Source organism: Rhizobium mongolense USDA 1844, assembly GCF_000419765.1.
In the GTDB taxonomy this organism is placed as follows: Bacteria; Pseudomonadota; Alphaproteobacteria; order Rhizobiales; family Rhizobiaceae; genus Rhizobium; species Rhizobium mongolense.
The window spans coordinates 18,755-27,466 of the sequence record NZ_ATTQ01000038.1; the positions used below are offsets into that span (position 1 = coordinate 18,755).

Sequence of the window (8,712 nt, forward strand, 5' to 3'; positions counted from 1 at the left end):
ATCCATGGAAAAGCGGGCCGTTTTCAAAAGCTGGTGGCTGCCAATTCTTTTCGCCCTGCCGCAGATTCTTCTGATCCTCCTCTTCTTCTACTGGCCGGCAATCGCGGTGATGAAGTGGGCCTTCACACTTGAGCCTCCCTTTGGCGGGGTAGCGGAATTTGTCGGACTGACGAATTTTGACGAGGTGTTCGCCGATCCATTCTATTGGAATTCCGTCGCCGTCAGCCTCATCTTCGCCCTTTGCGGGACTTGCTTCACTATCCTGATCGGTCTCGTGCTGGCGATTGCAGTGGATCGGCGGCTGCCCGGTTCTGGGCTATTCCGGTTCCTCTATATCCTTCCATATGCAATCGCCGGACCGGCAGCCGGCATGGCCTTCCGGTTCATTCTGTCGCCAGAACGCGGGCTGATGGCCTCGGTCAATGCCGCGTTCCCTGATTTCTGGAACCCGGCAAAATACGGTGCCCACGCTCTCATCCTCGTCATCGTCATCTTTGCCTGGAAATGGACCGGTTACACGTTCATCTTCCTGCTGGCCGGCCTGCAATCCGTGCCGCGCTCTCTGACGGAGGCCGCCGCCATGGACGGCGCCGGACCGATCCGTCGCGCGATCGATATCCAGGTTCCGCTGCTGGCGCCGACGCTGTTCTTTCTGCTCGTCATCATGATGACGGAGGGGTTCGTCGGTTCGGACACCTTCGGTATCGTACACAGCACGACTGGCGGCGGACCAAATCACGGCACGGAGGTGATGGTATTTCGCATCGTGGACGAAGCGTTCAAGGGACTCAACTACTCTGGCGCCTCCGCGCAGAGCATCGTCCTGATCGGCCTGATCATGGTCTTCACATTCATCCAATTTCGCTTCATCGAGAAGCGTGTGCACTATAAGTGAGCCCTTCATGATCCAGCGCACGCCGATCGCCGATGCACTGACCTATCTGTTGATGGTCTTGGGCTTTTTCCTGCTGATTGGCCCCTTCCTCGTCATTCTGGCCGGTGCCAGTCAAACGCTGCAACAGATCAACAGCGTGCCGTTCCATTTCCTTCCACAGGACCGCTTCCTCGAAAACGCCTCCGCTGCCTGGTCACGCGCCAATCTCGGCTCGGCCATGATCAACAGCTTCATCATGGCCTGTCTCGTCACCGTCGGCAAAGTGGCCCTTTCGGCCTGCACGGCCTTCGCCATCGTGTTCTTCCGCACGCCACTCAAGCATTTTTTCTTCTGGATCGTGTTCATCACGCTGATGCTACCGCTCGAAGTTCGCGTGGTGCCGACCTATGCCGTGGCCGCCGACCTTTTCCAGCCGTTTCGATTACTGATCTCGGCACTGACCGGCATCGAGGTATCGGTCGAATGGAACCTGCTGAATTCCTATGCGGGCCTCACCCTGCCGCTGATTGCCACCGCAACAGGCACATTCCTCTACCGGCAATTCTTCATGACGCTTCCAAATGATCTCGCCGAAGCCGCCCGCATGGACGGTTCCGGACCAGTGCGCTTTTTCGTCGACATGCTGTTACCTCTTTCGCGCACCAACATGTTGGCGCTCACCACGATCATGTTCGTCTACGGCTGGAACCAATATCTTTGGCCGCTGCTGATGATCACAGACCCGGCCTACAAGACGACCATGATGTCGCTGAGCGCGCTACTGCCTTCGGAAAACAGCCTGCCCGACTGGAATATCACGCTGGCAGGTTCACTCATCATCATGGCGCCGCCGCTCGTCATCGTTGCGGTGCTGCAACGCTGGTTCGTCCGTGGCCTGGTCGCCACCGAAAAGTGACCTGGCAATTCAAGAAACGAGGTTCAAATATGGCTGACATCGATATCCGCGCTGTGCGCAAGTCCTACGGCAAAACCCAGACGCTGCACGGCGTCGACCTGTCCTTTGCCTCGGGCGAGTTTGTCGTCATTCTCGGTCCCTCTGGATGCGGAAAGTCGACGCTTCTACGCATGATCGCTGGACTTGAGGAGATTACCGCCGGCGAAATCGCAATCAACGGTCGCGTCGTCAACAGGCTCGAGCCGCGCGAGCGCGGCTGCGCCATGGTGTTCCAGAACTATGCGCTTTATCCGCATATGACCGTGGCCCAAAATATTGGTTACGCGCTGAAGGTAGCCGGTGTGTCAAGGACCGAGCGCGAAACGCGCATCGAGGAGACGGCGAAGATCGTCGGGCTTTCCGAGTATCTTGCGCGCAAACCAGCAGCATTGTCCGGCGGCCAGCGTCAGCGCGTGGCGATGGCGCGTGCCATTATTCGTGAGCCGCAGGTGTTTCTCTTCGACGAGCCACTGTCGAATCTCGACGCCAAGCTGCGGGTGACCATGCGGGCGGAAATCCGCAAACTGCACCAGCGCCTTTCAGCAACGTCCATCTTCGTCACCCATGATCAGATCGAGGCGATGACGCTCGCCGACAAGCTCGTGGTCATGAATAAGGGGCATGTCGAGCAGGTCGGTCAGCCGCTCGATATCTATCATCGGCCGGCAAGCATATTCGTCGCATCCTTCATCGGCTCTCCCGCGATGAATCTCTTCAATACACGCGTCGAGGTCGAGACTGCGTCGGTGCGTTTCGGCGGCGTGCAGGTCCCCATCGACCCTGGGCTTGCGGCCAGCTTGCGCGGAAGAGATGTCACGATCGGCATTCGACCGGAGCAATGTGCCGTTTCACTGGACGGCAGCGGCGTGCGAGCGACAATAGACTTCGTCGAGGAACTTGGCTCCGGTCGGGTCGCCCATGCCGAGATCGATGGCGAGCCATTTGCAGCCGTCATCGGCGAACATATGAGCGTGCGTCCAGGCGATCGAGTCGGCCTGGAGTTACCTTCATCCCAACTGCATGTCTTCGAGCGCGATAGCGGTCGCCGGATAGATATGAAGATCAATTCCAGTTCCCCGCATCCGGCAGCCGCCACCTCGACGCTGGCGATTGTTCACTGAATTTTGACAGTCCCCCAGGAGGAACACCGGCATGAACGACATCATTTCCGCCGTCGGATTTTGCAACCGGACCGGCAAGGGCGACCTCAGTGCGCTTGACACTTCGCTGCGGGAAATCGCCGAAACGGGGGCCGACGCCTGCGAAATCGGCATCTATGCCGAGGAAATCATCAGCGGCGGCCGCATCATTGAGGATCGCACGCGCCGCGTCGCCGACATCGTTCGCCAGCATCCTTTCAAGAAATTGTCGCTGCACGGCCAGATCCTCTCCAACTTCATGGACCGCGAGCATTTGCAGCTGCAAAAGAAGGTCGTGCGGTCGATGCTCGAACTCTGCGACCGGCTTGGTGCAGGCATACTCGTCCATCATTCAGGTGCCGGACAGCTTGCCGATGGCGAAAATGGCGCCGATCTTGACCGAATGGAGCGAGAGGCACTGGCCGAGATGGGCGATATCGCGAAGGGCTACGGCGTACGCATCGCACTTGAAAACATCTTCACCACAGAAAGCGGCCAATACCGCCAGACGCCGAGCGAAGTGGCCGCGACTGTCAGGGCTATCGGCTCGGACAACGTTGTTGCGCTGATCGACTTCTCGCATGCCTATATCGAATCGACCTACCGCAATCTCGATTTTCTCGAAGAATTGCGCGCAATGGCGCCGGTTACCGGTCACCTGCATGTCCATGACAGCTTTGGCCTTCCCTACTCCATGACGCGCTTTTACCACCCGGCCGAGGCAACCGCCCTCGGCATCGGCGATCTCCACTTGCCGATCGGCTGGGGTGACATTCCTTGGGAGGGTATTTTCAGCGAGCTCACGTTCCTTCCGGATACGTCGCTGATCATGGAAATTAACGCGGAACGATTTGGCGACCAGCAGCCGGCCTGCCTGGAAAGGGCGAGACGTTTGGCGGCATTGATGGGGATGACGGGGAAAGCGGAGAAGCGGCAGCTGTCGTAGCTGCCGCCCTGACCTTATTGGTCGTTAGGAGCGGTGACCTACCGCAAATATAGCAAACGGCTGAATGTTCTGCTTGGCGATCGCCATCCTTGGCATCGCCGAGCAGCAAGCCGGCACCGGGAATTCCTTTGCCGTCCCAGTTCCCGGTCATCATGTAGGTGATAGATCCTTTCAGATCGACGCGTTTGATGCCCCTTCGCTTATCTCTTATCGCCGGCTGCCTTTGGAGAACAACTGGAACATATTCAGGGGCCCGTCTTTGTTATGTGACTGCCACGTAAGAGTGTTGCCTCTATCGAAGTTCGGTTATCATCTAATCGACCGAAGTCGTATAGCATCGTGTGCCGTGTCTAGAGTCCTCATCATAGCCGGGCTTGTTGTCGTCGCGGTGGGTATTCTCTGGCCGTGGCTTGCACGCATCGGCTTGGGGAGGCTGCCGGGCGACTTTCTCATCGAGCGCGAGAATTTCTCCATTTATATCCCTATTACCACCGGCCTGCTCTTCAGCATTTTGCTGTCCGTGATGCTCTGGCTCCTCAGTCGTTAAGTAGCTATGCCTTTTGTAAGGGTCGCACACGCTGCCCAAGAAGAGGTGGATTCATTCTGCGGCTTGATGCCCCGGCGTTCGAAGAGTGTCAGTGAAGATCGCCATCACATCCCTTTGCGCGAAAGCGGCCCGCTCGACCCATCACGATAGCCGGAGCATCCTTTCACAACGCCCACGCGGTTCAGACCCCGGAGGTTTACGCTTCAATGCGCGCGCGCTGCGGCTTCGTCAGCGATGCCGTCGAAATAGCGCCACACATGTTACTCCCCCTGTTCGCTTTCCGGTGCCAAACTATCTCACGAACACCACAAGCGAACCTACCGTCTGCCAGCTGGCGCGGAAATTCGCCCAAATCAGGAGATTTGAAGCCATGACGAGATCAACTAAAAATGGTCAGCAAGGCAGACGGCCTGACATGCACACTCAACCGGTCGTGTCGCCCCAGGCCTGGGAGGCGGCCCGCCAGCAGCTGCTTGTCAAAGAAAAGGCACTGACACGCGCCCGTGACGCGCTGGCCGCCGAACGCCGGCGAATGCCGAGGATGGCCGTGGAGACAGCGTATGCGTTCGAGGGACCTGCGGGCAAGGCAAGCCTGCTCGACCTGTTCGATGGTCGGCGACAGTTGATCGTCTACCGCGCCTTCTTCGAGCCGGGCGTGTTCGGCTGGCCCGACCACGCGTGCCGGGGCTGCTCCATGGTGGCCGACCAAGTCGCCCATGTCGCGCACCTGAACGCGCGTGACACCACCCTCGTTTTCGCCTCGCGTGCGCCTCAGTCCGACATCGCGCGGCTGAAGGCCCGGATGGGCTGGGAGATGCCATGGTTCACTCTCACCGACAGCTTCGACGCCGACTTCGGCGTGGACGAGTGGCATGGCACGAACGTGTTCTACCGTGACGGCGACCGCGTATTTCGCACCTACTTCGTCAATAATCGCGGCGACGAGCAAATGGGAGGCACTTGGAACTACCTAGACATCACGCCATTGGGCCGGCAGGAGGTCTGGGAGGACTCGCCCGAAGGCTATCCTCAAACTCCGACATATAAGTGGTGGAACTGGCATGACAGCTACGTTGCAAACGCAGTACCCGACAAGAAATGGGTCGAGGTGTCGGACGCTGGAGAGGCGGCGTTCCGGAGCCAACACGCGAGCACGAAGCCCTGAGCCATGACACTGCCAGGTGCTGGAGAGGCGAGGAATAGGTCGTAGAGAATATGGCGTCCGCACGAAGCGGTTCTTTAAGGAGGCTCTCCAAAATATGACGGCAGCGGGCCTGCGCGGGCATCCGATCTTTTCTGACCTGCTCCGGATCGTCGGCGAGGACGGGCATTCTGCCTGCCCTCGTCGAAGGCCACCTCATCCGACAAGCCCCGGGACTGCAGTGCGGCAACGATGTGCCGGGCCTTGCGGCCCGCACAATGTGGCCTTGTTACAGTTCGGCTTTAGGCTCAATCGGGTCCCAGATGCTTATCTTGCGGGTCTCAGGCATCAAGAAAAGGGCAAGTAGGAAGCATACGGCAGGAACGGCGATCGGGTAGATAAGCGCGTAACCAATGCTGCCAGTGGCCGCGAACGCCGCCGAGGTGATGAACGGCACCAATCCGCCACCCCAACCATTGCCAATGTGATATGGCACCGACACTGACGTGTACCGGATCCTGCCGGGGAAGTATTCAGCAAGGAACGCACCAACCGGGCCATATACCATCCCGACGTAGCAAACCAGGATGAAGATGATGAAGATCGCGATTGGATAATTGATGTTGCCAGGCTGCGTGGCTGATCCCAGCCACAAGTACAGCGGATAATACGTTATCGCGGCGAGCAACATGCCTCCCAGGATCACTGGCTTGCGGCCGATAATGTCTGACAGCCATCCAAAAAAGATCAAACTCGGCGTTGCAATGAGCAGCGCGGCTCCCACGATATAGGACGAGGTCAACGAATCTACCTTGGAAACCTGCTGCAGGAAGTACAATGCCCAGAACTGGCCGCTATACCAGACCACTCCCTGCCCGATCAGCACGATGGTGGCGATCCCGACATATTGGATGTTGGAGCTGAGGAAGGCTTCCTTCCATGGATTTCGGGTCGTCTGCCCCTTAGCCTTGATCTCCTCGAAGATCGGTGTCTCCTGAAGCTGAAGCCGGATGTAGATTGCAATGGCTACCAGCAGGAAGGAGACCAAAAACGGAATGCGCCACGCCCATTCGTCGAAGACCTCGTTACCGAAATAGGTGCGCGTCGCGATGATCACGGCCAGCGACACGACGATTCCGAGCGTCGGAGAGGTCTGAAGCCACCCGGTATAATAGCCACGGCGTTCGTCGGGGACATGCTCGGCGACATAGGTGATGGCGCCGCCATACTCGCCGCCCAGGCACAAGCCTTGGATCATCCGCAGGCCGAAGAGAAGGAACGCAGCGGTCAGCCCGATCGACGCGTAGGTCGGCATCAAGCCGATCGCACCGGTGCCCAACCCCATGCCGCTGAGCGTAATGAGAAACGTGTATTTGCGGCCGACCCGGTCACCCATCCAGCCGAAAAGGAACGCCCCCAGTGGACGGATCAGGAATCCTGCAGTGAACAGCGCAATCGTGCTCAGCAGCGCTGCGACTGGGTGGGATTGCTCAAAGAACTTCACCGAAAGAACCGCGGCCAAGCTTCCGAAGATATAGAAGTCATACCATTCGATGACGTTTCCTACCGACGCAGCAATGATCACACGGCGGAAATCTCTTGGAACTTGAGTGGGCATGTTTCGTCCTCCCATTTAACATCGCCCTCCAACTTCTTGTATTTTAGCATGAAAAGCAGCCTGATCCAAATCGGGAACCCGCTCTTCAGATCGGCGGAGCGCGCGACAATGAGCCGGTCGCCAGTGAAGGAACGCGGCACGAAACCAAGACTGACAAGCATGCTCGCCTCGCAATGCCGATGAGACGTTCACAGTATGTCCGCCCGAATCCTATCCCGTGCCTCAACGGTTTCGATCGAGCCGCGCCCTCGCTGGCCAGCCGCGCGAGATCAAAGACGGCGCGACAACGATGCCGCAATCGACCAGCTCCGCATGCAAGCACGCCCATGGTAATGTCGTCATAAGTGAGCCCGAAGGAGAATCTCAGCGTCCTTGTCCAGAACGCTGATAGATTTCATCAACTCCGTCTGCTCGATCAACCCGCTAGAGCGCCGGATTTCTTTGCGACCCAGGTGGCGACATAGTCCATCAGGGCAGGCGATAGGCAGTCATAGGGCTCCAATCCAAGCTCCCGCAAGCGGGCCCGTATGCCGTCCATTCGACTGGGATCGACGCCCGACTCGATAATGGAAGAAACAAAGGCTGCAAATTCGGGTGGAGCCCAGCCTGGTTCCTGGAACCGCTCGGGGTGAACGAAGTCCAGCCCCTGGAACGCATGCTCCCGCTCGACCGGTCCATACATGTGCACGCCGCATTGCTTGCAGGCGTGACGTTGGATCAGTGCGCTCGGATCGACCACCTGCAGTTTGTCGCCGTTCTCGAGCACAGTCACCTTGTCATGCGGGACGACCGCGACAACGGAGAAAGACGTACCTCTGGGCTTCCAGCATTTGGTGCAGCCGCAGACGTGGTTGTGGGCGACCTGCCCCTCGATCCTTACCTTGACCGGCCGGTCCGTGCAGGCACAAACAAGCGTGCCACCGGCAAAGCCGGGGTTGGCTGGTTTTAATCCATCGTCGACTGCCGGATGAATATGAACTGCACTTTCCATCGCATGTTCCTCCCCTGTTGCGCCGAAGCCCATCCGGCTCTCCGGATATTGGCCTACTTCGGCTTTCGTCCGAACGCCCGGCGGACCCGTTTAGTAGATGACAACGCTCCTGATGCTTTGACCGGAATGCATGAGTTCGAATCCCTTGTTGATGTCTTCGAGCGGCATCGTATGGGTGATCATCGGATCGATCTGGATCTTTCCTTCCATGTACCAGTCGACGATCTTCGGCACGTCGGTGCGGCCACGCGCGCCGCCAAAGGCGGTGCCCATCCAGCTGCGGCCGGTGACCAGCTGGAACGGGCGGGTGGAGATTTCCTGGCCGGCACCGGCCACCCCGATGACCACCGACTTGCCCCAGCCGCGATGGCTGGCTTCCAGCGCCTGGCGCATCACCTTGGTGTTGCCGGTGCAGTCGAAGGTATAGTCGGCGCCGCCGATCTGGTCGGCGCCGCGCTTCGTCATGTTGACGAGATAAGGCACGATGTCGTCGCCGACCTC

General features: G+C 58.7%; 10 protein-coding genes. 6 read left to right on the forward strand and 4 right to left on the reverse strand.

What is annotated here, in order from left to right:
• The first annotated feature begins 4 nt into the window (after positions 1-4).
• The 6 genes from A3C3_RS0134305 (at position 5) to A3C3_RS0134330 (ending at position 5,626) form a co-directional block, all read left to right on the forward strand.
• Positions 5-895: a carbohydrate ABC transporter permease gene (locus A3C3_RS0134305; protein WP_022719032.1), complete on the forward strand. Its 891-nt coding sequence runs from the start codon at positions 5-7 to the stop codon at positions 893-895.
• Between the two features lie 7 nt (positions 896-902).
• Complete coding sequence (locus A3C3_RS0134310; RefSeq protein WP_022719033.1) at positions 903-1,790, forward strand: ABC transporter permease subunit; 888 nt, start codon at positions 903-905, stop codon at positions 1,788-1,790.
• Positions 1,791-1,819: 29 nt separating this feature from the next.
• The gene (locus A3C3_RS40235) at positions 1,820-2,950 is read left to right on the forward strand and encodes a sn-glycerol-3-phosphate import ATP-binding protein UgpC (protein WP_022719034.1); all 1,131 of its coding nucleotides are present in this window, start codon (positions 1,820-1,822) and stop codon (positions 2,948-2,950) included.
• A gap of 31 nt (positions 2,951-2,981) precedes the next feature.
• Entirely contained in the window at positions 2,982-3,914 is a 933-nt protein-coding gene (locus tag A3C3_RS40240) for a sugar phosphate isomerase/epimerase family protein (RefSeq protein WP_022719035.1), read from the forward strand.
• 73 nt (positions 3,915-3,987) lie between these two features.
• Positions 3,988-4,461 carry a DUF2905 domain-containing protein gene (locus A3C3_RS48300; RefSeq protein ID WP_312866284.1) on the forward strand — a complete coding sequence of 158 codons (474 nt, stop codon included), beginning with the start codon at positions 3,988-3,990 and terminating at the stop codon, positions 4,459-4,461.
• A 370-nt stretch (positions 4,462-4,831) separates the two neighbouring features.
• Positions 4,832-5,626, forward strand: a complete 795-nt coding sequence (locus A3C3_RS0134330; protein ID WP_028740244.1) for a DUF899 domain-containing protein — start codon at positions 4,832-4,834, stop codon at positions 5,624-5,626.
• A 265-nt stretch (positions 5,627-5,891) separates the two neighbouring features.
• On the opposite strand, the gene A3C3_RS0134335 is transcribed toward A3C3_RS0134330, so the two are convergent.
• From A3C3_RS0134335 to A3C3_RS0134350, 4 genes are all read right to left on the reverse strand, one after another.
• Positions 5,892-7,220 (reverse strand): MFS transporter, encoded by a 1,329-nt coding sequence (locus A3C3_RS0134335; RefSeq protein WP_022719038.1) that lies wholly within the window; start codon positions 7,218-7,220, stop codon positions 5,892-5,894.
• Entirely contained in the window at positions 7,184-7,381 is a 198-nt protein-coding gene (locus tag A3C3_RS46355) for a hypothetical protein (RefSeq protein WP_022719039.1), read from the reverse strand. Before A3C3_RS46355 ends, A3C3_RS0134335 begins: the two co-directional genes overlap by 37 nt.
• A gap of 254 nt (positions 7,382-7,635) precedes the next feature.
• Entirely contained in the window at positions 7,636-8,211 is a 576-nt protein-coding gene (gene gfa, locus A3C3_RS0134345) for an S-(hydroxymethyl)glutathione synthase (protein WP_028740245.1), read from the reverse strand.
• 90 nt (positions 8,212-8,301) lie between these two features.
• Positions 8,302-8,712, reverse strand: a 411-nt coding sequence (locus tag A3C3_RS0134350; RefSeq protein WP_022719041.1) for a zinc-binding dehydrogenase, incomplete at its 5' end; no start/stop codon positions are given.

Excerpts from the sequence above, each read along its gene's own strand:
- A3C3_RS0134305 (WP_022719032.1), top strand. The coding sequence starts at position 5 with ATGGAAAAGCGGGCCGTTTTCAAAAGCTGGTGGCTGCCAATTCTTTTC.
- A3C3_RS0134310 (WP_022719033.1), top strand. The coding sequence starts at position 903 with ATGATCCAGCGCACGCCGATCGCCGATGCACTGACCTATCTGTTGATG.
- A3C3_RS40235 (WP_022719034.1), top strand. The coding sequence starts at position 1,820 with ATGGCTGACATCGATATCCGCGCTGTGCGCAAGTCCTACGGCAAAACC.
- A3C3_RS40240 (WP_022719035.1), top strand. The coding sequence starts at position 2,982 with ATGAACGACATCATTTCCGCCGTCGGATTTTGCAACCGGACCGGCAAG.
- A3C3_RS0134330 (WP_028740244.1), top strand. The coding sequence starts at position 4,832 with ATGACGAGATCAACTAAAAATGGTCAGCAAGGCAGACGGCCTGACATG.
- A3C3_RS0134335 (WP_022719038.1), bottom strand. The coding sequence starts at position 7,220 with ATGCCCACTCAAGTTCCAAGAGATTTCCGCCGTGTGATCATTGCTGCG.
- A3C3_RS46355 (WP_022719039.1), bottom strand. The coding sequence starts at position 7,381 with ATGCTTGTCAGTCTTGGTTTCGTGCCGCGTTCCTTCACTGGCGACCGG.
- gfa (WP_028740245.1), bottom strand. The coding sequence starts at position 8,211 with ATGGAAAGTGCAGTTCATATTCATCCGGCAGTCGACGATGGATTAAAA.